This is a genomic window from Agromyces sp. NPDC056523 (assembly GCF_042794545.1).
In the GTDB taxonomy this organism is placed as follows: domain Bacteria; phylum Actinomycetota; class Actinomycetes; order Actinomycetales; family Microbacteriaceae; genus Agromyces.
The window spans coordinates 1-20051 of the sequence record NZ_JBHTTM010000006.1; the positions used below are offsets into that span (position 1 = coordinate 1).

Sequence of the window (20051 nt, forward strand, 5' to 3'; positions counted from 1 at the left end):
GCCCCCGGGGTGGGGGGGGGGGGGGTTGCCCCGGGGGGGGGGGGGGGCGGGGGGGCCCCCGGCGCGCCCGGCGGCATCCGCCGTCGACGACTCGCTAGACCGTCGCGCGGATGCGGCCGACGACGGCGCCGCCGCCGAGCACGTCGAGCCCGAGGTCGGGCTCGACCGCATCGACCGCGGCGGAGTCGAGCGCGCCGACGCCGGCCAGCAGGCGCGCGGCGACGATCGCCGAGGCGCGCGGGGAGCCGTCGAGCATCTTCAGCGCCACTGTGGTGCCGTCGGGTGCGGCCATCACCTGCACGCCCTCGGCGCCGAACTTCGAGAACACGCCGAGCCGATCGATCACGACCGAGTCGGGCCGTCCGGGACCGGCGACGGCCCAGCCGTTCGAGCGGACCCCCTCGCCGACGGCGGCCGCCTCGCGGAACAGCGCGAACGGCGAGCTCGACGACGAGGACGCGATCTTCTGGATGCCGCGCGCGAGGCCGGTGAGGCTGAGCGCGTGCACGGGCGCCCCGCACCCGTCGACGACGGTCGCGACGGGACGCTCGCCCGTGAGCCGCTCGAGCACGTCGAGGACGCGCTTCTGCAGGGCGTGCTCGGGATCGAGGTAGTCCTCGAGCGACCAGCCGTTCGCGCGGCAGGCCAGCAGCATCGCGGCGTGCTTTCCCGAGCAGTTCATGGTGATCGCCTCGGGCCGTTCGCCGGCGCGCACGAGCTGGTCGCGCGAGCCGCGATCGGTCGGGTACTCGGGCGGGCAGCGCAGCGCCGCGGCCGGCAACGACTCGCGCGCCAGCAGGCCGCGGACGAGCGCGACGTGGCGCGCGGTGCCCGTGTGGCTCGCCGTGGCGATCGCGGCATCCTCGCCGCGCAGCGTGACCCCGGAGGTCATCACGGCGATCGCCTGGAACGGCTTCATGCTGGATCGGGCAAGCACCGGTGCAGTGGGGTCGCCCAGCACGCGGGCGACGTCGCCGCCGGGCGCGAGCACGACGGCCGAGCCCACGTGGCGCGATTCGACGAACCCGCCGCGCTCGAGCACGGCGAGCTCTGCGGCGGCGGAGGCCGGGAAGGTCGCGCCCACGTTCAGGCGAGCGTCGCGAAGGCCTCGTCGAGCACGCCGAGGGCGTCCTCGATGAGCGCATCGGTCATCCGCAGGCTCGGCAGGAAGCGGAGCACATTGCCCCAGGTGCCGGCGCTGAGGAACAGGACGCCGTGCTCGGCCGCATACGAGATGAGCTTGCCGACCGCCTCGGGGTTCGGCTCCTTGGTCGTCGCACCCGTGCCCGGCCGGACCAGCTCGATCGCGATCATGGCGCCGCGGCCGCGGATGTCGCCGATGATGTCGTACTTCGCGCGCAGGCGCTCGAGGCCTGCGGTGAGGGTGGCCTCGACGCGCGCGCCCTCGGCGAGGAGATCCTCTTCGTCGATGGCCTCGAAGACCGCGACGGCCGCGGCGCACGCCACGGGGTTGCCGCCGAAGGTGCCACCGAGCCCGCCGGGTTGGGCGGCATCCATGATCTCGGCGCGCCCGGTGACCGCAGCGAGCGGAAGGCCCGCGGCGATGCCCTTGGCCGAGAGCACGAGGTCGGGGGTCCAGCCGAAGTGCTCGGCCGCGAAGTAGCGGCCGGTACGCGCCATGCCCGACTGGATCTCGTCGGCGATCATGACGACGCCGTTCGCGGTGCACCACTCCTGCAGCGCGGGGAGGAAGCCATCGGCGGGCACCATGAAGCCGCCCTCGCCCTGGATGGGCTCGACGACGAGGCACGCCAGGTCGGTCGCTCCGACCGCCTTCTCGAGGTAGCCGATCGTGCGCGCAGCCGCCTCGGCGCCGGAGAGGCCGTCGCGATACGGGTACGAGCTCGGCGCGTGGTAGACGTCGCCGGCCAGCGGGCCGAAGCCGGTCGCGTAGGGCATCGCCTTGTAGTTCATCGCCATCGTGAGGTTCGTGCGGCCGTGGTAGGCGTGGTCGAGCACGGCCACCGCGCGGCGACCGGTGTACTTGCGCGCGATCTTCACGCCGTTCTCGACCGCCTCGGCGCCCGAGTTCACGAGCACCGACTTCTTGGCGAAGTCGCCGGGCGTGTGCTCGGCGAGCAGTTCGGCGACGCGGACGTACTCCTCGTACGGCGTGATCGTGAACAGCGTGTGCAGCACGTCGCGCGCCTGCGCGATCGCGGCCTCGACCACCCGCGTGGGCGTGTGGCCGGCGGTCGTGACGCCGATGCCCGCGCCGAAGTCGACGAAGTGGTTGCCGTCGACGTCGACCAGTACCGCGCCATTGGCACGCTCGATGTAGACGGGCAGGACGCTCGCGACACCGGATGAGACGACGGCGGAGCGCCTCGCGTGGAGCTCCTGCGAGCGCGGGCCGGGGATGGCCGTGACGATCCGTCGCTCCTGCGGCACGTCGCGCGCCGCGACGGCGGACTCGGCGGGCTGGGACTCGACGGGGATCTGCGTGTCAGTCATGGTGCCCCAAGCCTATCCCCGCGGCGCCGGGCCGCTGTGGGCGGCGGGGTGCAGAATCGACGAGGATGCCGCCGCGCGATGCCGCGGCACCGGACCCGATGGAGAGGGGACCGAGGATGCTCGGCGAGCACGACTACGCGATCGAGCTCGAATGGCAGGGCGACCGGGGCGAGGGCACGAGCTCGTACCGCGCCTACGGCCGCCAGCACACGGTGCGGGCCGAGGGCAAGCTCCACGAGATCGCGGGGTCGAGCGACCGGGTCTTCCACGGCGATCGCGAGCGCTGGAACCCCGAGGAGCTCGTGCTCGCGGCGCTCAGCGAGTGCCACATGCTGTCGTACCTCCACGTCGCCACCCAGCACGGCGTGGTCGTGGTCGGCTACGCGGATGCCGCGACCGCGCGCATGCTCGAGGACGGCCGCGGGGGCGGGCGACTGGTCGAGGCCGTGCTCCGCCCGCGCGTCACGGTCGCCGAGCCCGCGATGCGCGAGGTCGCGGCGTCGCTGCACCACGAGGCATCCGAGAAGTGCTTCATCGCGGCATCCGTCAACTTCCCGGTACAGCACGAGCCCGTGACGCTGGTGCGCGACGAGGTCGCCCCCACGGAGTGAGGCGCGCAGCACCCCACGCGTCGCGCTGCCCGGCGCTCAGCTGACCGGCAGGGGCGCCGCGCCGGGCGCATCCGGTGCGGGCGGCGCGGCGGGCGGGCACGGGTACCCGCCGACGAGGCGCGAACACGGCGGGAAGTACGCCGGCAGCCGCTCCTCCTGCGGATCGCCGAACCAGCGGTGCCAGAGTCGCCAGAAGTTCAGGTTCCCGTAGGCCGAGCAGTCGTCTCCGCCCGATGGGTCGGCGAGCACGGCGTCGTTCGGCTGGTACGGCGTGTAGTTGTAGAGGTTCGCGGTGGCCTGGTTGCGGATCCGGACGGTCGACGCGCCGCACGCGCCATCCGGGTTGAACGGCACGTCGATGCGGCCGACCTGGAACTGCCGGTCGGGCTCGGCCGTGTACTGCCGGAACTGCCATCCGGCCCGGTACACCTGGTTGAAGAAGCCGAAGTACCGGGCGTCGCAGTCGGCGGTGTCGGGGCAGCCGTAGCCCGTGGCGCGCTCGTAGCCGCGCGCCGTCGGCCGGGTGAGCAACGACTGCTCCTTCTGCAGCAGCACGAGGAAGGTGCGCGGGCTGATCCCGCACGCCTCGGCGACCTCGGCGATGATCCGGCTGGCGGGCATGTCCTCCCGCCCGGCGATGCGGTCGCAGTGTCGCCGCCCGGCCGCCGGCACGTCGTCGACATCCTCCACGTACTCGTCGAGGCAGGGCACCCCGTCGGCCGGGCGGCAGTCGCGCGACTCGAGGAAGTCCTGGATCTCGTCCTCGGTCATCGCCTCGGAGTCGAAGAACGCGTCGTCGCTCACGATGAAGCCCGGGTCGAACCGTTCAGCGGAGGGGATGCGCCGGTCGCCGCCCGACGCGTCCGCGCGATCGAAGGCGGCGGGCGCGCTGCACCCCGCGAGCGCCAGTGCGACGGATGCCGCGAGCGCGGCGATCCACGTGCGCGCCGTCGTCTTCATCGGGCCGACGATACCGGCCGGAGCCCGCGCGTGGCTGGGAATCAGACGCGCTCGCGCGGCGCCACGCGATCGGCGATCTTCGCGAGCGCGCCGTGCGGCGGCACCTCGTTGTAGGCGTTCGCGAGCTCCTGCCCCGACAGGGCGTGGATCGCGGCCATGATCTCGTCGGTGGCCGCTCGACGTGCCCGGCCGGAGTCGGCGGTGCCGTGCCGGCTGACGTCGATCGGTGCGCCGAAGCGCACGGTGACGGGGCGTACCCGGGGCAGCGAGGAGCCGACCGGCTGGATCTCCTGCGTGCCGACGAGCCCGACGGGCACGACGACGGCGCCGGTGGTGAGGGCGAGCCAGGCGACGCCGGTTCGGCCCTTGTAGAGCCGGCCGTCGAGCGAGCGCGTGCCCTCCGGGTAGAGCGCGAACGCGTTGCCGGCCTCGAGGATCCGGCGGCCCTGGTCGAGTGCGGCCTGCGCGGCCGCACCGGCGCCGCGCTCGACGCCCACCGCGCCGATCGCCGTGAAGAAGGTCCGCGAGACCCAGCCCTTGAGCCCCGGGCCCGTGAAGTAGTGCGACTTCGCCAGGAACTGCACCGGTCGGGGCGCCGCGAGCGGGATGACGATGCTGTCGACGAAGGACAGGTGGTTCGAGGCGAGGATGACGGCACCGTGGCGCGGCACGCGCTCGGCGCCCGTGATGGTCGGCCGGTACACGAGACGAACGAGGGGCCGGAGGACGCCGCGGACGAGACCGTAGACGGGCCCGGGCTTCGACGGCGGGGCGGGAACGGCGTCGGCCTCGATCTCACTCACGTTCCGACGCTACGTCACGCGGTATGCGGCAGCCGGAATATTGCCGCTGCGGCCGGGGCGTGTGCGCGCGGTGCGCCATCATGGGCGCATGGATCTCTCCGCTGACGCCGTCCAGCTCGGCGACACGGGCGCGCACGCCGTGGTCGCGGTCGCGAGCCGCCGCGGCGGCAGCGTGGACGCCGTGCTGCGCGCGCACCTTGCCGCGACCGCCGGAGTGCCGGCCGACGACGTCGAGCTCGATCACGCCTGCCCCGAATGCGGCGCCCGCCACGGCAGCCCGACGGTGCGGTATCCGACCACGCCCTCCGGGGCGCGCTGGTTCGCCGACGCCGCGGTCGCTGCCGGCGTCGTGGTCGCGGCCGTCGGGCCGCGCCATCCGCTCGGGGTCGGCGTCGAGGCGGCCGTGGGCGAGGTCGGGCCCGACGTCGACGAGGTCGCGCTGCATCCCGACGAGCGGCGCCGGCTCGAGGCGCTGGATGCCGCGGCCCGGCCGCTCGTGCGGGCGACGCTGTGGGCGCGCAAGGCGGCGCTCCTGCGCGCGCTCGGGCACGTCGGCGTCATCGAGCCGTCGCGTCTCGCGCTCAGCATGCCGGGGGAGGACGACGGGATCGGGCTCATCGAACACACCGTGCCGGAGTTCGGATCGCGGTGGGACGAGGTCAGGCTGTACGACGTGCCGGTGCCGGGTCGCGTCGCGGCGTCCGTCGCCGTGCTGCCGCGACCCTGACCTCCGGGTCATGGGGGCCGCGTCCTAGAGTGGTCGGGTGCGCAGCGTCATCATCCTCGGCTCCACGGGTTCCATCGGCACGCAGGCGCTCGACGTCGTGCGAGCGAACCCCAACCGCTTCGAAGTCGTGGGCCTCGCGGTCGGCTCGAACCGCGCCGCGCTCGAGGCCCAGGCCGAGGAGTTCGGCGTCGAGCACACCGCGGTCGGCATCGAGGAGGCCGTCCAGCTGGTGCGCGGCGTCGACGCCGACGTCGTGCTCAACGGGATCACCGGATCGGTCGGCCTCGGCCCGACGATCGCGACGCTCGAGCGCGGCATGACGCTCGCCCTGGCCAACAAGGAGTCGCTCATCGTCGGCGGCGACCTGGTCACCCAGCTCGCGCGCCCCGGCCAGATCGTGCCCGTCGACTCCGAGCACTCGGCGATCGCGCAGGCACTGCGCTCGGGCACGCACGACGAGGTGCGCCGACTCGTGCTGACCGCCTCGGGCGGGCCGTTCCGCGGACGCACGCGCGACGAGCTCGCCGACGTGACGCCGGCCGACGCGCTCGCGCACCCGACGTGGGACATGGGCCTCGTCGTCACCACGAACTCCGCGACGCTCGTGAACAAGGGCCTCGAGGTCATCGAGGCGCACCTGCTCTTCGACATCGACTACGACCGGATCGACGTCGTCGTGCACCCGCAGTCGATCGTGCACTCGATGGTCGAGTTCGTCGACGGATCGACCATCGCGCAGGCGTCGCCTCCCGACATGCGCCTTCCGATCTCGCTCGGCCTCGACTGGCCGCATCGTGTCGCGGCGGTCGGTCGCCCGCTCGACTGGACGCGCGCGACGCAGTGGACGTTCGAGCCGCTCGACGAGTCGGCGTTCCCAGCCGTGCGCCTCGCCAAGCAGGTCGGCCGTGCCGGCGGCGAGTACCCCGCCGTGTTCAACGCCGCGAACGAGCAGGCCGTCGCCGCGTTCCATGCCGGCCGGATCGGCTTCACGGGCATCGTCGACATCGTGCGCGACGTGGTCGACGCGCACGAGGCGTCCTCGGGCACGCTCAGCGTCGACTCCCTCGCCGAGGCCGAACGTACGGCGCGACGGGCCGCCGACCAGCGCATCGCCAGGGCGTAGCGCGCACCGACGGCCCGCGGCATCCGTCTCTCAGCCGGCGGACAGCGCGCACCAAGGGATCGCCCCTACGATGACGGGGTGGATTCCGTGCTCGCATTCGTGATCGGCGTCGCGATCATCGTCGTCGGCCTCGCCGTCTCGATCGGCCTGCACGAGATCGGGCACCTCGTGCCCGCGAAGCTCTTCGGCGTCAAGGTGACGCAGTACATGATCGGGTTCGGACCGACCATCTGGTCGAAGCGCAAGGGCGAGACCGAGTACGGCGTCAAGGCGATTCCCCTCGGCGGGTACATCGCGATGATCGGCATGTTCCCGCCGGCGAAGGGCGAGGCCGCCACGGCCGGAAGCACGAGCTTCTTCCGCGGTCTCGTGCAGGACGCGCGCGACTCCAGCGCCGAGTCGATCACGCCGGGCGACGAGGACCGCGCGTTCTACCGGCTCCCGGTCTGGAAGCGGATCGTCGTCATGTTCGGCGGTCCCTTCATGAACCTCGTGCTCGCGATCGTGCTGCTCGGCGTGCTCCTCATAGGATTCGGCATCTCGCAGGCCTCGACGACGATCGGCAGCGTCTCGGAGTGCGCGCTGCCGGCGACGAGCGAGCGCCAGGCGTGCGAGTCCGGCGACCCGGCCGCGCCCGGCGCCGAGGCCGGACTGCAGCCCGGCGACACCATCCTGGTCGTCGCGGGCGAGCCCATCGACTCGTGGAACGAGTCCACCGCGATCATCCGCGACCACCCCGGAGAGGCCATCGACATGGTCGTGCTGCGCGACGGCGAGGAGGTCGCCCTCGAGGTCACGCCGCTGCTCAGCGAGCGGTACGTGATCGACGAGCAGGGCCAGGTCGTGACGGATGCCTCGGGCGACCCGGTCACGGTCCAGGCCGGCTTCGTCGGCATCGGGCCCGCGACCGAGACGGTGCGCCAGCCCGTGACGGCGGTGCTGCCCATGGTCGGCGAGAACGTGCAGGCGGTCGCCGGCATCATCCTGAACCTGCCCCAGCGCATCATCGACGTCGCCGAGGCGGCCTTCGGACCGGAGGAGCGCGATCCCAACGGCCCGATCTCGGTCGTGGGCGTCGGTCGCGTCGCCGGCGAGATCGCGAGCCTCGACGAGGTGCCGCTCGCGTCCAAGGCCGCCGGCCTGGTCGGCATCCTCGCCTCGCTGAACATCGCCCTCTTCGTGTTCAACCTGATCCCGCTGCTCCCGCTCGACGGCGGGCACATCGCCGGAGCGCTGTGGGAGGCGATCCGGCGCGGCTGGGCGAAGCTCCGCCGCCGGCCCGACCCGGGCCCCGTCGACCTGGCCAAGCTCATGCCGCTCACGTTCGCGGTCGTCGTCGTGCTCGGCGGCATGAGCGCGCTCCTGATCTACGCCGACATCGTCAAGCCCGTGTCCCTGTTGTGAGCCCCGGCGTACTCCCGGGGGAGTACGCCGGCCGCCTCCGCGCGGCCGATCCGGCGCGGGGACGGCGGCGCTAGCATCAGGGGATGCCCGCGTCACCGTGGGACGGACCGCCCCACTGGGATGGTCGGCCCGAGCGCTTCCGTCCGTCGCCGACGTTCACGCTCGTCGCGCCCGTGGTGGTGTGCCTGCTCGTGCAGGTGCCCGCAGCGATCGGCATCGCGGTGTGGCAGCACGTGGGCTGGGCTGCCGGTCTCTGGCAGGTCGCCCTCGCGGCGGCCGGACCGCTCGCGCTGCTGGCCTCCCGTCGCGCACCCGGGCCGACCGTCGCCGTCGTGTCGGCACTCGCCCTGGTCGACCTGGTCTCCACCCCGGACCTCGGGCCCCCCTACCTCGCGCTGGCCTTCGCCATCGTGCTCGCCGTGGCCCGCGGCGCGCTCGTGTGGGCGGTGGTCTCGGTCGTGGCCGGATGGGTCGCCGCGCTGTCGCTCGGTGCGAGCCTGGGACTGTCGTGGCATCCGTTCCGCATCGCGCTCACGACCGCCCTGCTGGCCGCCTGCTTCGGCATCGGCGCGTTCGTCCGCGTCCGCCGGGAGCGTGCCGCGACCTATCGTGCGGAGGCCCTCCGTCGCCGTCGCACGGCCGAGGAACGCGAGCGCGTGCGCATCGCCCGGGAACTGCACGACGTGATCGGACACGCCCTGTCGCAGATCAACGTCCAGGCCAGCGTCGGTCTGCACCTCATGGAGCGCGACCCCGACCAGGCCCGGACCGCGCTCGAGCACATCAAGTCCACGTCGAAGACCGCGCTCGAGGAGGTCCGCAGCGTGCTCGGCGTCATCCGGGGCGACACCGATGCGCCACTGGCGCCGCTCGCCGAACTCGCCGAGCTGCCGCGGCTGGTCGCCGGCCTCGACGCGCCGGGCTTCGAGGTCGAGCTCGTCGACCGGATCGAGGATCCTCCCGGCCGGGCGGTCCAGTTCGCGGCTTTCCGGATCGCGCAGGAGGCGCTCACCAACGTCGTGCGGCATGCGAACGCGACGACGGCCACGGTCACCGTCGAGCGCCTCGGCGACGAGCTGCGGCTCACGGTCGACGACGACGGGCACGGGTTGCAGGGCGCCGAGGACGGCAGCGGCATCCTCGGCATGCGCGAGCGTGCCGCACTCCTCGGCGGCTCGGTGGAGCTCGAGCGGTCCCCGCGCGGCGGGACGCGCGTGACCGCCCGGCTGCCGTGGGGAGCGACCGCATGATCCGCGTGGCGCTCGCCGACGACCAGGTGCTCGTGCGCGCGGGCTTCCGGGCGCTGCTCGAGGCCGAGCCCGACATCGAGGTCGTGGGCGAGGCGTCGACCGGCGAGGAGCTGCTCGCGCTCGTGCGCACCACTCGTCCCGACGTCGTGCTGATGGACATCCGGATGCCGGGCGGCGACGGGTTGTGGGCCACCGAGCGGATCGCCGCGGACCCGTCCCTCGACGGCGTCCATGTCGTCGTCGTCACGACGTTCGAGCTCGACGAGTACGTCGCCAGGGCCGTGCGCGCGGGCGCGAGCGGGTTCCTCGTGAAGGACACCGAGCCGGTGGACCTCATCCGGGCCGTGCGGGTCGCCGCGGCGGGCGACGCGCTGCTCTCACCCGGGGTGACCCGTCGGCTGCTCGAGCGGATGGCGACCGGCCTGCGCGAGCCCGACGCGTCGCGCCTGACCGCCCTCACCGACCGCGAGCGCGAGGTGCTGCGGCTGGTCGGCCAGGGCCTCACGAACGACGAGATCGCGGGCCGGCTCGTCCTGAGCCCGCTGACGGCGAAGACGCACGTCTCCCGCATCATGGCGAAGCTGCACGCGCGCGACCGGGTGCAGCTCGTGGTGGTCGCGTACGAATCGGGACTCGTCTCGCCCGGCTGGCAGTAGCTTGCGGCGGCGGCCTGCTCCCGCAGGAGCATCCGAAGTGCCTCCCGCGGGCGGATTCGCGCGGCCGGCCGCGCGCCGAGCATGGTCGTGACGGTCCGACCCGGGGCCGCACGATCAAGGAGCGACCGACATGCTCACCACTCTCGCCACCGCCGCGGTGGCCACCCACGCCGGCCCCTGGGCGGCCGGGTACGGCTGGCTCTTCTTCCTGGTTCCGGTGTTCTGGATCCTGCTCATCGGCCTCATCGTCTTCCTCATCACTCGGGGGCGTCGCCGGGCCTGGGCGGATGGCACCTACGGCCCGCCGTGGGCGCGCGGCGCGTCCGCCGAGTCGACGCTCGCCGAGCGGTTCGCGAAGGGCGACATCGACGAGACGGAGTACCGCGCGCGGCTCGAGGTGCTGCGCGCCAACCGACCGAACGCGTAGCGAGGCGTCGGCGGGCACCGGTTCAGGCGAGCGCGCGCTCGAGCGCCGCCGCCTGGTGCCGGTGGCCGATCGTCTCGTAGCCCACGATGACCACGATCGGCGAGAACGCCGCCACCACGATGCCGGTGCCGATGCTGGCGCCGGCCGCGACCAGCGAGACCGCGCCCACGAGCGGCACGATGCTGCCGACGAACAGCAGGATGTGGAACGGGTCGAACTCGCGCAGCAGCAGCGTGTAGAGCGTGAACAGTGCCACCGAGAACACGCCGACCGGCACGACGACGGTGAGCAGCGCGAGCGAATCGTCGATGTGCGCGACACCCTCGATGACGTACGCCGCGACGTGCAGGCCCGCGCCCGTCGCCGCGAGCGAGCCGAACAGAACGATGTGCCCGTACCCCCACACCCAGCCGCGCCCGCGATGCCGGGCGAGCACCTTGGCCGAGGGCATGATGAAGTACACCCACCAGAGGCCGAACGCGAGCATCGTGCCTCCCACGGTCACGAGCACGGCTTCGAGGGTCCAGCCCTGCTCCTCGACGACGGCCGAGATCGCCAGGATCGTGCCGAGCACGATCTCGCCGAGCGTGATGATGATGAGCAGCCCGTATCGCTCGGCGATGTGGTGCGGGTGCCACGGCGTGCGGCCGCCGACCCGCTCGGCGATGATCGGCCCGGCCAGCTCGAAGGCGACGAGGACGAGCCACACCACGAAGACCTGGTCGAGCGGCAGGTCCATGACGAGGAGCGCGATCCAGCCCAGCTGCGAGATCGCGATGACCACGACGTACGCGAGCGCGGTCCGCCGATGCTCGGGATCGTGCATGGCGGCACGGACCCACAGCGCGAGCACGGCGACGCGCATGATGACGTAGCCGATGACGACGATGCCGTTCCGGAGCTCGCCGCCCTCGTCGATCGAGCGGAACGTCTCGGGTAGCCCGAGCGCCAGCACGATCACGCCGATCATCTGCATCATCGTCGCGATGCGGAAGAACACGTCGTCGTTGTCGTACGCCGACGCGAACCACGCGTAGTTGATCCACGCCCAGGAGATCGCGAACGCCGCGAACGCGAACGCGAAGGTCGCGGACGCGAAGTGGCCGAGCTCCAGCAGGTGCGCGGTCTGGTTGCCGGCCTGGCTGAACGCCGCGACGAACACGAGGTCGAAGAAGAGCTCCAGCGGCGTGGCGGTGCGGTGCGGCTCGCCGGGATCCCGGGCGGTCATCCGGCGCAGCCGGTGATCGAGTCCGGTGACGGATGGCGCACCGTCACGCCGCGTGGTCGTCATGCCCTCATGATGCCCGATCAGCGGGACAGCAGCAGCGCCTCACCCTGGCCGCCACCGCCGCACAGCGCGACGGCGGCCTTGCCGCCCCCTCGCCGCGAGAGCTCCAGCGCGGCGTGCAGCGCGAGGCGTGCCCCGGACGCGCCGATCGGGTGGCCGAGCGCGATCGCGCCGCCGTGGACGTTGACCTTCTCGCGGTCGAGCGAGAGGTCCTTCATCGACTGGAGCGACACCGCGGCGAAGGCCTCGTTGATCTCGACGAGATCGAGGTCGCTCGCCTGCCAGCCGTCGCGCTCGAGCGCCGCGGCGATCGCGTTCGACGGCTGCGAGTGCAGCGAGTTGTCGGGCCCGGCGACCTGGCCGGAGGCGCCGATGAGCGCCAGCCACGGCAGCCCGCGCTCCTCGGCCCAGGCGCGGCTCGCCACGACGACCGCCGCGGCTCCGTCGGAGATCGGCGACGAGTTGCCCGCGGTGATGCTGCCCCCCTCGGCGAAGGCCGGGCGGAGCTTCCCGAGCACCTCGGGCGTGGAGTCGGGCCGCACGCCCTCGTCGGTGGAGACGACGACCGGGTCGCCCTTGCGCTGCGGGATCTCGACGGGAACGATCTCGGCGTCGAACAGTCCCTCGGCCTGCGCGGTTCCGGCCCGCACGTGCGACGCCGCGGCGATCTCGTCCTGTTCGGGGCGGCCGAGGCCGTAGCGCGCGTTGAAGCGCTCGGTCGACGCACCCATCGACTCGTGGTCGAACGCGTCGGTGAGGCCGTCGTTCGCCGTGACGTCGACCAGCTCGATCCCGCCGTACAGGTGGCCCTTGCGCGAGGCCGGGAGCACGTGCGGCGCGTTGGTCATGGACTCCTGGCCGCCGGCCACGACGACCTGCGCCTCGCCGAGCCGGATCAGCCGCGCGGCATCCGCGATCGCCACCAGGCCCGAGAGGCAGACCTTGTTCAGGGTGGTCGCGGGCACGCGCCAGGGGATGCCGGCCGCGACGGCGGACTGCTTCGCGGGATTCTGGCCGGCCCCCGCCTGGAGCACCTGGCCCATGATGACCGCGTCCACGTCGTCGGGGGAGATGCCGGCCTTCTCGATCGCGCCGCGGATGGCGGCGGTGCCGAGCTCGACGGCCGAGCGCGCGGCGAGGTTGCCCATGATGCGGCCGAACGGGGTGCGGGCACCGGCGACGAGGACGACGTCGGGGAAGCTCATTTCGGTGGGACTCCTTCGTCTCGGGGTGCACGATCGTGGGCGCGGCCCATCGGGCTTGCGCCTCGTGCGGATTCGACTCTAGTGTACGTTCCTGAGACCTGAACCACCTGTCAGGTTCGCACGACATCGACGTCACCCAGAGAGGCTCACAGCATGCGAGTTACACCGAAGTACCTCGCGCCGGCGCTCGTCGCCGCCGCGGCCACGGCCATCACGCTGGCCGGTTGCGCACCGACCACCGCGGGCGGGGGAGGCGACGCCGACGGAGGCGACGCCGCGCCCGTCGCGATCGGCATGATCACCTCGCAGACCGGGCCGCTCGCGGCGTACGGCGAGGCCTACACCGCCGGCTTCGAGGCCGGTCTCGACTACGCCACCGAGGGCACCGGCGAGGTCGACGGCCGCGAGCTCGACATCACGTGGGAGGACGACCAGGGCAACCCCGACACCGCGGTCGCCAAGGCCAAGGACCTCATCGGCCAGGGCACCAAGGTGCTCGCCGGCACGGTCGTCTCCGGCATCGCGACGTCGCTCGCCGAGCAGGCCGCGCAGAACGAGATCCTCTACATCTCGGGCCCCGCCGCCACCGACGCGATCACGGGCGTCAACGACTACACGTTCCGGTCGGGTCGCCAGACCTACCAGGATGTCGCGACCGCGGGCACCTTCATCGGGGACCCCGACGGAAAGAAGGTCGTCGTCTTCGCCCAGGACACCGCGTTCGGCCAGGGCAACCTCGCGGGCGTGCAGGCGGTGCTCGGCGGGCAGGGCGCGACCGTCGAGGGCGTGCTCGTCGCCGAGGACGCGACCGAGTTCACCCCGTTCGCGCAGCAGCTCGTCTCGGCGCAGCCCGACCTCATCTTCGTCGCGTGGGCCGGCGCGTCCTCGGGAGCGATGTGGACCGCACTCGAGCAGCAGGGCGTGTTCGACGCCGCGCCGGTGGTCACGGGCCTCGGCGACGTCGCGACGTACCAGGCGTACGGCGACGCATCCGGGAACATCTCGTTCCTCAACCACTACTTCGGCGGGGCCGGCGACACCGACGTCGAGGAGGCGATGATCGCGCACCTCGAGGAGAACGGCGCCGAGCCCGACCTCTTCTCGGTCGACGGCTTCGTGGCCGCGCAGATGATCGTGCAGGCCGTGCGCGAGGGCGGCGACGACGTCGAGTCGATGATCGACGCGCTCGAGGGCTGGTCGTTCGAGTCGGCTAAGGGAGAGGTGACCGTGCGGGCCGAGGACCACGCGCTCATCCAGCCGATGTACCAGGTCGCGCTCGTCGAGGGCGACGCCGGGTGGGAGCCCGAGCTCGTCGAGACCATCGACGCCGAGACCGTCGCCCCGCCGGTCGTCGAGTAGCCCCGACACGCGACCGACCAACCGGCCAACGACCACCGCACGCATGCACGCACGGAAGACCTGCACATGACCGACCACGTCGCGCTCGAACTCGAGCACGTCACCCTCCGCATCGGCGGGGCGCTCCTCCTGAAGGACGTCTCGCTCGCGGTGCCCGAGGGCGAGATGCTGGGCGTCATCGGCCCGAACGGCGCCGGCAAGACGACGCTCTTCAACGTCGCCTCCGGCGTCCTCCGCCCCACCGAGGGCGTCGTGCGCCTCGACGGCGCCGACGTGACACGTCATCCGGTGCACCGTCGTGCCGCGGCCGGGCTGGGCCGCACGTTCCAGACGTCGAGCCTCTTCCCGGCGCTCGACGTGCTCGAGAACGTGCGGCTCGCGGCCCAGGCACGCGAGGGCCGCGCGGCCTCCGTGTTCCATACTCCACGGCGCACGGATGCCGCGACCCGGCGTGCGACCGCCGCGCTCGAGGAGGTCGGCATGGCCCATCGGGCCGGCGCGACCGCCTCGGGCCTGGCCCACGGCGAGAAGCGGAAGGTCGAGATCGCGATGCTCATCGCGATGGAGCCCCGCGTGATCCTCCTCGACGAGCCCATGGCGGGCGTCGGCTCGGCCGACGTCCCAGCGCTCACCGAGGTGATCCGGGGGCTCCACCGCGGCGGCCGCACCGTGCTCATGGTCGAGCACCACATGGATGTCGTCCTCGGCCTCGCCGACCGGGTCGCCGTCATGCACCACGGCGAGCTGCTCGCCGCCGATTCCCCGGAGGCCGTCATGGCAAACCCCACCGTGCAGTCCGCGTACCTCGGCAGCGCCGCATGACCGGCGAGCGCACCACCGCCGAGCCGACGGCGGCCGAGCCCACGGCGGCGGAACCGATCCTCAGCATCCGCAACCTGTACGGCCGCATTGCCGGACAGCAGGTCGTCGAGGACGTCACGTTCGACGTGCCGGCGACGGGCGTCACCGCGCTCCTCGGCCGCAACGGCGTCGGCAAGACCTCGACGATCAAGTCGGTGCTCGGCCTCATCGACCGCTCGGGCGAGATCCGCCTGGCCGGCGAGCGCATCGACCGCCTGCCCACGCACCGCATCGTGCAGCGCGGCGTCGCCTACGTCCCCGAGGACCGCGAGGTGTTCGGCACGCTCACCGTCGCCGAGAACCTCCGGCTGGCCGAGCGCGACCGGATGCCGCGACGCGACGTCGTGGCATCCCTGTTCCCCGACCTCCAGGCCCGCCTCGAGCAGCGCGCAGGCACGCTCTCGGGCGGCCAGCAGCAGATGGTCTCGCTCGCTCGCGCGCTCGTGAACGAGAACCGGCTGCTGCTCGTGGACGAGCCCACCAAGGGCCTCGCCCCGCGCATCGTCGACGAGGTCGCCGGCGCTCTCGCCGAGGCCGCGCGCACCACGCCGATCCTGCTCGTGGAGCAGAACCTCGTGGTGGTCCGCCGCCTCGCCGACCGGGTCGTCGTGCTCTCGTCGGGCCGGGTCGTGTTCACCGGGTCGGCCGCCGAGCTCCTCGACGACCACGACCGGGTCCAGCGCTACCTCGGCGTGCACGACGAGCGGGAGGCCGCCTGATGGACACCGTGATCCTGCTGCTCGTCACGGGCCTCGGGCTCGGCGCGCTGTACTTCCTCGTCGCGAGCGGGCTCTCGCTCATCTACGGCCTGATGGGCGTGCTGAACTTCGCGCACGGCGCGTTCCTCACGATCGCGGCGTTCCTCGGCTGGGAGGCGGGTCGCCGCATCTCCGACGGCACCTGGACGGGCCTGCTGGTCTCCGCACTGGTCGGCATCCTCGTCGGAGCGACCGTCGCCGTGCTCACCGAGGTGCTCGTCATCCGCCGCCTCTACGAGCGGCACATCGAGCAGGCGCTCGTCACGGTCGGCATCTCGCTCGCCGCGGTCGCGCTGTTCGAGGGCATCTGGGGCACCGACCCCATCTACACCGACCGGCCCGAGTGGCTCACGCAGACCACCGTGATCCTCGGTGCGCGCATCCCGAACGACCGGTTCCTGCTCATCGCGTGCGCGGCGCTCGTGCTCGGCGGCATCGTGCTGTTCCTCCGCCGCACGCGCTACGGCCTCATCATCCGCGCGGGCGTCGAGAACCGGCACATGGTGACCGCGCTCGGCATCGACGTGCGCCGCTCGTTCACGCTCGTGTTCGCGATCGGCGGCGCCGCGGCCGGGCTCGGTGGCGTACTCGCGTCCGTCTACTTCGGGTATGTCTCGGCCCACCTCGGGTCGGTGCTGCTCATCTTCGCGTTCATCGTGACGGTGATCGGCGGGCTCGGCTCGCTGACGGGAGCGGCGATCGCCTCGGTGCTCGTCGCCGTGCTGCAGCAGTTCGCCAGCTTCTACCTCGCAGGCACGGGCGACCTCGTGGTCGTGGTGCTCCTCGCCGCCGTGCTGCTCATCCGCCCGCGTGGACTGATGGGGAAGGCCGCATGACCGCCAAGTCGCTCCGCCTGCTCGTCGGCGGCATCCTGCTCGTCGTCGTGCTCGCCGTGCTGCCGCTGTTCGCGATCGACGTCCCGGGCGTGCTGCCGGGCCCGACGTACACGCCCGGCACGTTGCAGCTGCTCGCGTTCGCGCTGCTCATCGCGGCGCTGGCGCTCAGCTACCGCATGATGTTCGGGCTCGCCGGGCTCCTGTCGTTCGGGCATGCGCTGTTCTTCGCGGCGGGTGCCTATGGACTCGGCATGACGCTCGAGGCACTCGGGCCGTCGGACTGGCCGAGCCCCGTGGTGTTCATCGTCTCGATCGGCGTCACGCTCGTGCTCGGCCTCGTGCTGGCCGCGACGGTCGGCTCGCTCGCGCTGCGGGTCACGGGCATCTCGTTCGCCATGGTCACGCTCGCATTCGCCCAGGCCGGCTCGGTGCTGATCCGCCGGAACCCGGGCAGCGCCACGGGCGGTGACGAGGGGCTCTCGCTCGACACGACGCACGTGCCGACCGAGCTGGTCGGCGTGGTCGACACGCGCAACCTCTACTGGATGGCACTCGGCATCCTGGTCGTCGTCTACCTCGTCGTGCTCTGGGTCGAGAAGAGCCGTGCCGGCCACGTCGCCGAGGCGATCCGCGAGAACGAGCTGCGCGTGCGCGTCATCGGACTGCGGCCGTACGACGTGAAGCTGCTGGTCTTCATCGTCGCGTCGGTGCTCGCCGCGGTCGCGGGCATGGGCTACCTCCTGCTGCAGTCGGGCGCGGCACCGCGCATCGCCACGGCGGACTTCACGCTCACGCTGCTCGTGATCGTCGTGCTGGGCGGTGTGGGTGCGCGCTGGGGCGCCATCGTCGGCGGTATCGTCTACACACTGCTCGACCAGCGCCTCACGGCGCTCGCCGGTTCCGACGCGATCGCCGCGCTGCCCGACGTGCTCCGGGTTCCGCTGTCCGAGCCGCTGTTCATCCTGGGCACGCTGTTCGTGCTCGTGGTGCTGTTCCTCCCCGGGGGCATCGCCGGGCTCCCCGGCCGCATCGCCACCGGGCGGAAGCAGCACCCGGTCGAGCCGGAGGAGGCCGTCGATGCCTGACGGACCCAGCACGCTGGGGCGGTGGACCGCCGACCGCGCGCGCACCGCTCCCGAGGCGGTCGCGGTCGACGACCGGGGCGTGGTCGTCTCGTATCGCGAGCTCGACGAGCGCGCGACCCGGCTGGCCGCAGCGTTCCGCGCCGCCGGCTTCGCGATCGGCGACCGCGCGGCGACGATCACGGGCAACAGCGCCGACCAGGTCGTGCTGTTCTTCGCGTGCGCGAAGGCCGGCCTCGTGCTCGTCCCGCTGTCGTGGCGCCTCTCGCCGCGCGAGCTGGCCGAGCAGCTCGAGATCGCCGAGCCCGCGCTGCTCCTCGTCGAGGAGGAGTTCGCCTCGGTCGCCCGGGCCGCCCGCGACCGGCTCGCGCGACGGATCCCGGTCGCCCCCCTCGGTGCCCACGGCGTCGAGCAGCGGGTGCCGCATCCGGCGCTGCGCACCGGGGTCCCCGACACGCGTCGCGACGTGCAGGACGACGATGCCCTCCTCATCGTGTTCACCTCGGGCACGACGTCGCGCCCCAAGGGCGCGGTGCTCACGCACGCGAACTGCTTCTGGACCAACCTGTCGCTGTCGAAGACGATCCCGATCGGCGAGCAGGACGTCGTGCTCGCGGTCATGCCGCAGTTCCACGTCGGGGGCTGGAACATCCAGCCGCTGCTCGGCTGGTGGGCAGGCGCGACGGTCGTGCTCGAGCGAACCTTCGACCCGGGCCGCGTGCTGCACCTCATCGCCGAGCGCCGCATCACCACCATGATGGGCGTGCCCGCGAACTACCTGTTCCTCGCCCAGCACCCCGACTTCGCGCGTGCCGACCTGTCGAGCCTCGGCCAGGCCGTGGTCGGCGGCGCTCCCATGCCGCCGGCGCTGCTGCGGATGTGGCACGCGCGCGGCGTCGCCCTCACCCAGGGCTACGGGCTCACCGAGGCCTCGCCGAACGTGCTGTGCCTGCCCGACCGCGAGGCCACGTCCCGGGTGGGATCCGCCGGCCTGCCGTACGCGCACGTCGACGTCGCGGTCGCCGAGCCCGCGACGGGCGAACTCCTCGACGGACCCGCCGAGGGCGAGCTGCTGGTCTCCGGTCCGGGCGTGTTCGCCGGGTACTTCCGCGACCCCGACGCCACTGCGGCCGCCCTCAGCGGCGGATGGCTGCACACAGGCGACCTCGTCCGCCGCGACGCCGACGGCTACTTCACAGTCGTCGACCGGCTCACCGACGTCTACATCTCCGGCGGCGAGGGCGTCTCGCCGGCCGAGGTCGAGTCGGTGCTCATCGCCCACCCCGCGGTGGCCGACGTCGCGGTCGTCGGGGTCCCCGACGAGCGGTGGGGCGAGGCGGGATCGGCCTGGGTCGTGCTGCGGTCCGGTGCGATCACGGATGCCGCGGAGCTGACGGAGTTCGCCCGGGGCTCGCTCGCCGGCTACAAGGTGCCGCGCGACATCCACTTCATCGACGAGATCCCACGCGGCGCCGCCACCAAGACGCTGCGGCGGGTCCTCGCCGAGCGCGCCGCGAGGCTCCAGGAGGCGCCGCAGTCCGAGGGGGTCGACGCGTGAGCGCGGCGCCCCGCACCGCGCGCGGCGAGAAGACGCGCCGCCGGCTGCTCCAGGCCGCCGAGCACGTGTTCTCCGAGCACGGCTACACCGAGGCATCCGTCTCGCGCATCACCGACCGCGCCGGCGTCGGCCAGGGCACGTTCTACCTGTACTTCGACTCGAAGCTCGAGCTCTTCGAGGAGCTGGTCGAGGACCTCAACCACCGCGTGCGCCAGGCGATGAGCGAGGGCGCCGCGGGCGCCACGACCCGTCTGGAGGCCGAGCGCGCCGGGTTCGCCGCGTTCTTCCGGTTCACGGCCGAGCATCCCGCGCTGTACCGGATCGTGCGCGAGGCCGAGTTCGTCTCGCCCGAGGCGCTGCGCCTGCACTACACCCGCATCGTCGAGGGCTACATCGACGGGCTGCGCGTGGCGCAGCTCGACGGCGAGATCGGCGACATCGACCCGACCGTGGCCGCGTGGGCGCTCATGGGCATCGGCGAGATGATCGGCATGCGGTGGGTGCTCTGGGGCGACGACGCGAACGGGGCCGGCGACGCGGCCGACCCCCTGGCCTCGGGCACCAGCGCGGTGCCCGACCACGTGCTCGACGAGATGATGCGGTTCATCGGCGGCGCCCTGGGGAGGGGCGCACGTCGCAGCGATGAGGAGGATTCATGACGGGCCTGA

Annotated in this window: 20 protein-coding genes; 14 read left to right on the forward strand and 6 right to left on the reverse strand. The window is 72.7% G+C overall.

The genetic code is table 11. The features are described from left to right. Window positions 1-94 precede the first annotated feature (94 nt). The gene (locus ACFQ58_RS16680) at window positions 95-1084 is read right to left on the reverse strand and encodes an asparaginase (protein ID WP_376952297.1); all 990 of its coding nucleotides are present in this window, start codon (window positions 1082-1084) and stop codon (window positions 95-97) included. 2 nt (window positions 1085-1086) lie between these two features. After that, window positions 1087-2475: a 4-aminobutyrate--2-oxoglutarate transaminase gene (gene gabT / locus ACFQ58_RS16685; RefSeq protein WP_376952298.1), complete on the reverse strand. Its 1389-nt coding sequence runs from the start codon at window positions 2473-2475 to the stop codon at window positions 1087-1089. A gap of 116 nt (window positions 2476-2591) precedes the next feature. Between gabT and ACFQ58_RS16690 the strand changes: the two genes are divergently transcribed. Further along, entirely contained in the window at window positions 2592-3086 is a 495-nt protein-coding gene (locus ACFQ58_RS16690; protein WP_376952300.1) for an OsmC family protein, read from the forward strand. 36 nt (window positions 3087-3122) lie between these two features. On the opposite strand, the gene ACFQ58_RS16695 is transcribed toward ACFQ58_RS16690, so the two are convergent. Further along, entirely contained in the window at window positions 3123-4046 is a 924-nt protein-coding gene (locus ACFQ58_RS16695) for a hypothetical protein (protein ID WP_376952301.1), read from the reverse strand. Window positions 4047-4087: 41 nt separating this feature from the next. Beyond that, a complete protein-coding gene (locus ACFQ58_RS16700) occupies window positions 4088-4849 on the reverse strand; it encodes a lysophospholipid acyltransferase family protein (protein ID WP_376952302.1) in 762 nt (253 codons plus the stop codon). Between the two features lie 88 nt (window positions 4850-4937). On the opposite strand from ACFQ58_RS16700, the gene ACFQ58_RS16705 reads away from it, so the two are divergent. The 6 genes from ACFQ58_RS16705 to ACFQ58_RS16730 all read left to right on the forward strand — a co-directional run bounded on the left by ACFQ58_RS16705 (window position 4938) and on the right by ACFQ58_RS16730 (window position 10436). After that, a complete protein-coding gene (locus ACFQ58_RS16705) occupies window positions 4938-5576 on the forward strand; it encodes a hypothetical protein (RefSeq protein WP_376952303.1) in 639 nt (212 codons plus the stop codon). A 37-nt stretch (window positions 5577-5613) separates the two neighbouring features. Further along, entirely contained in the window at window positions 5614-6699 is a 1086-nt protein-coding gene (gene dxr, locus ACFQ58_RS16710; protein WP_376952304.1) for a 1-deoxy-D-xylulose-5-phosphate reductoisomerase, read from the forward strand. Window positions 6700-6777: 78 nt separating this feature from the next. Further along, window positions 6778-8103, forward strand: a complete 1326-nt coding sequence (locus ACFQ58_RS16715) for a M50 family metallopeptidase (protein ID WP_376952305.1) — start codon at window positions 6778-6780, stop codon at window positions 8101-8103. Between the two features lie 83 nt (window positions 8104-8186). Further along, window positions 8187-9353 (forward strand): sensor histidine kinase, encoded by a 1167-nt coding sequence (locus ACFQ58_RS16720; protein ID WP_376952306.1) that lies wholly within the window; start codon window positions 8187-8189, stop codon window positions 9351-9353. Then, window positions 9350-10009: a response regulator gene (locus tag ACFQ58_RS16725; protein ID WP_376952307.1), complete on the forward strand. Its 660-nt coding sequence runs from the start codon at window positions 9350-9352 to the stop codon at window positions 10007-10009. Before ACFQ58_RS16720 ends, ACFQ58_RS16725 begins: the two co-directional genes overlap by 4 nt. Before the next feature lie 130 nt (window positions 10010-10139). Beyond that, complete coding sequence (locus tag ACFQ58_RS16730; RefSeq protein WP_376952308.1) at window positions 10140-10436, forward strand: SHOCT domain-containing protein; 297 nt, start codon at window positions 10140-10142, stop codon at window positions 10434-10436. A 22-nt stretch (window positions 10437-10458) separates the two neighbouring features. Here the strand turns inward: ACFQ58_RS16730 and ACFQ58_RS16735 are convergent, their stop codons facing one another. Together ACFQ58_RS16735 and ACFQ58_RS16740 are read right to left on the reverse strand one after the other, a co-directional pair. Further along, window positions 10459-11727 (reverse strand): low temperature requirement protein A, encoded by a 1269-nt coding sequence (locus ACFQ58_RS16735; RefSeq protein WP_376952309.1) that lies wholly within the window; start codon window positions 11725-11727, stop codon window positions 10459-10461. 17 nt (window positions 11728-11744) lie between these two features. Next, on the reverse strand, window positions 11745-12929 hold the full coding sequence (locus tag ACFQ58_RS16740; protein WP_376952310.1) for an acetyl-CoA C-acetyltransferase: 1185 nt from the start codon (window positions 12927-12929) through the stop codon (window positions 11745-11747). Between the two features lie 153 nt (window positions 12930-13082). Here ACFQ58_RS16740 and ACFQ58_RS16745 point away from each other — a divergent pair, with 153 nt between their 5' ends. From ACFQ58_RS16745 to ACFQ58_RS16775, 7 genes are all read left to right on the forward strand, one after another. Next, entirely contained in the window at window positions 13083-14288 is a 1206-nt protein-coding gene (locus ACFQ58_RS16745; RefSeq protein ID WP_376952311.1) for a substrate-binding domain-containing protein, read from the forward strand. A gap of 66 nt (window positions 14289-14354) precedes the next feature. Continuing rightward, window positions 14355-15110 (forward strand): ABC transporter ATP-binding protein, encoded by a 756-nt coding sequence (locus ACFQ58_RS16750; protein ID WP_376952312.1) that lies wholly within the window; start codon window positions 14355-14357, stop codon window positions 15108-15110. Continuing rightward, entirely contained in the window at window positions 15107-15868 is a 762-nt protein-coding gene (locus tag ACFQ58_RS16755) for an ABC transporter ATP-binding protein (protein WP_376952313.1), read from the forward strand. The genes ACFQ58_RS16750 and ACFQ58_RS16755 overlap by 4 nt, the downstream gene beginning before the upstream one ends. Beyond that, window positions 15868-16743: a branched-chain amino acid ABC transporter permease gene (locus tag ACFQ58_RS16760; protein ID WP_376952314.1), complete on the forward strand. Its 876-nt coding sequence runs from the start codon at window positions 15868-15870 to the stop codon at window positions 16741-16743. The genes ACFQ58_RS16755 and ACFQ58_RS16760 overlap by 1 nt, the downstream gene beginning before the upstream one ends. Then, complete coding sequence (locus tag ACFQ58_RS16765) at window positions 16740-17828, forward strand: branched-chain amino acid ABC transporter permease (RefSeq protein ID WP_376952315.1); 1089 nt, start codon at window positions 16740-16742, stop codon at window positions 17826-17828. The genes ACFQ58_RS16760 and ACFQ58_RS16765 overlap by 4 nt, the downstream gene beginning before the upstream one ends. Continuing rightward, window positions 17821-19383 (forward strand): class I adenylate-forming enzyme family protein, encoded by a 1563-nt coding sequence (locus ACFQ58_RS16770; protein WP_376952316.1) that lies wholly within the window; start codon window positions 17821-17823, stop codon window positions 19381-19383. Before ACFQ58_RS16765 ends, ACFQ58_RS16770 begins: the two co-directional genes overlap by 8 nt. After that, window positions 19380-20042: a TetR/AcrR family transcriptional regulator gene (locus ACFQ58_RS16775; protein ID WP_376952317.1), complete on the forward strand. Its 663-nt coding sequence runs from the start codon at window positions 19380-19382 to the stop codon at window positions 20040-20042. Before ACFQ58_RS16770 ends, ACFQ58_RS16775 begins: the two co-directional genes overlap by 4 nt. Window positions 20043-20051 lie beyond the last annotated feature (9 nt).

Coding starts and splice junctions, on each gene's coding strand:
- gabT (WP_376952298.1), bottom strand. CDS start 2,475: ATGACTGACACGCAGATCCCCGTCGAGTCCCAGCCCGCCGAGTCCGCC.
- ACFQ58_RS16690 (WP_376952300.1), top strand. CDS start 2,592: ATGCTCGGCGAGCACGACTACGCGATCGAGCTCGAATGGCAGGGCGAC.
- ACFQ58_RS16695 (WP_376952301.1), bottom strand. CDS start 4,046: ATGAAGACGACGGCGCGCACGTGGATCGCCGCGCTCGCGGCATCCGTC.
- ACFQ58_RS16705 (WP_376952303.1), top strand. CDS start 4,938: ATGGATCTCTCCGCTGACGCCGTCCAGCTCGGCGACACGGGCGCGCAC.
- ACFQ58_RS16720 (WP_376952306.1), top strand. CDS start 8,187: ATGCCCGCGTCACCGTGGGACGGACCGCCCCACTGGGATGGTCGGCCC.
- ACFQ58_RS16725 (WP_376952307.1), top strand. CDS start 9,350: ATGATCCGCGTGGCGCTCGCCGACGACCAGGTGCTCGTGCGCGCGGGC.
- ACFQ58_RS16730 (WP_376952308.1), top strand. CDS start 10,140: ATGCTCACCACTCTCGCCACCGCCGCGGTGGCCACCCACGCCGGCCCC.
- ACFQ58_RS16735 (WP_376952309.1), bottom strand. CDS start 11,727: ATGACGACCACGCGGCGTGACGGTGCGCCATCCGTCACCGGACTCGAT.
- ACFQ58_RS16740 (WP_376952310.1), bottom strand. CDS start 12,929: ATGAGCTTCCCCGACGTCGTCCTCGTCGCCGGTGCCCGCACCCCGTTC.
- ACFQ58_RS16745 (WP_376952311.1), top strand. CDS start 13,083: ATGCGAGTTACACCGAAGTACCTCGCGCCGGCGCTCGTCGCCGCCGCG.
- ACFQ58_RS16750 (WP_376952312.1), top strand. CDS start 14,355: ATGACCGACCACGTCGCGCTCGAACTCGAGCACGTCACCCTCCGCATC.
- ACFQ58_RS16755 (WP_376952313.1), top strand. CDS start 15,107: ATGACCGGCGAGCGCACCACCGCCGAGCCGACGGCGGCCGAGCCCACG.
- ACFQ58_RS16760 (WP_376952314.1), top strand. CDS start 15,868: ATGGACACCGTGATCCTGCTGCTCGTCACGGGCCTCGGGCTCGGCGCG.
- ACFQ58_RS16765 (WP_376952315.1), top strand. CDS start 16,740: ATGACCGCCAAGTCGCTCCGCCTGCTCGTCGGCGGCATCCTGCTCGTC.
- ACFQ58_RS16770 (WP_376952316.1), top strand. CDS start 17,821: ATGCCTGACGGACCCAGCACGCTGGGGCGGTGGACCGCCGACCGCGCG.